The organism is Oleiphilus sp. HI0079, from assembly GCF_001635105.1.
Genome location: NZ_LWFT01001440.1, coordinates 1 through 902, shown reverse-complemented (window position 1 = coordinate 902; position 902 = coordinate 1). Strand labels below are relative to the sequence as shown.

The 902-nt window shown below is 49.9% G+C and carries 1 protein-coding gene; it reads left to right on the top strand.

Annotation, left to right across the window (positions count from 1 at the left end):
* Positions 1–174 precede the first annotated feature (174 nt).
* A partial coding sequence (locus A3750_RS24670) for a hypothetical protein (RefSeq protein WP_156498930.1) occupies positions 175–902 on the top strand: 728 nt, incomplete at its 3' end.

Genomic DNA, 902 nt, shown 5'->3' with positions numbered 1-902 from the left:
AAGGACTTTCTAGCTTAGGCAGTTCCTTCAAGCCAGATAAAGTGTTGTACGTTGCGGGTTGCGCGAGTTGCGCGATGAGGGTGTTGTTTGTATAGTCGCGCCCTCATCCTCAGTTGTTTTAACGCAGTTTGATACACGCCAATGCAACACTTTTTTTCACATAGCACGGCCGGAATGCAAAACCGCTTTATGGTGTTTGCGTTCGTGTTTGCGGTGCTTGTGCATGTTGTCTTGTTTTTTCTGCTAGATGGGCTTTTCAAGCCGAAAGCCTATGTGGCCGATCAGACTTCCTATCGTGTATCGCTAAATGCACGCGCAGATGACTCGCAAATTACCCCAGACCCCGAGTCAGTCGTTCATATCCCCGCCAGTCAACCTTCGCCAGCAAAGGCAGAGCCTCAAACACTACCTAAAAAAACGATTGAAAAGACCTCGCCAGAGCCGCTAAAAAAGATCGCAAAGGCAGATCAAACGGAAGCTTTAAAACCTGATGTGGAACGCCAAGTACCGCAGCAGCTTGCACAGCCCACTAAGAAAGCGACAGCGAAAAGTGTTCAGCAAATTACCAGCACTGAATTTAAGCAAAGACGCATTAGTCAACCGGAACGAGAAGTCAAAAAGCCGGAGCAAGAAGAACCGGAAGCCAAGAAACGGCAGGTTATTAATGAGCAGGCAAGCGCTGATATCGATGCCAAGCCCAGCGATTCAGCAGATAGCGAGCCGGCTAAACAGGAAGCAGTCGCAGAACAGGCGCAAGCGAATGAAACCCCGGCTGAAGAGCCGCTGCCAAAAGTTCGCGAGCCGCAATTTCAAATAGGCAGCGCAAACAATCCGAAGCCAACCTATCCTCAAAGAGCCATCAACCGTGGGTGGGAAGGTGATGTGGTGCTGGGTGTCCATAT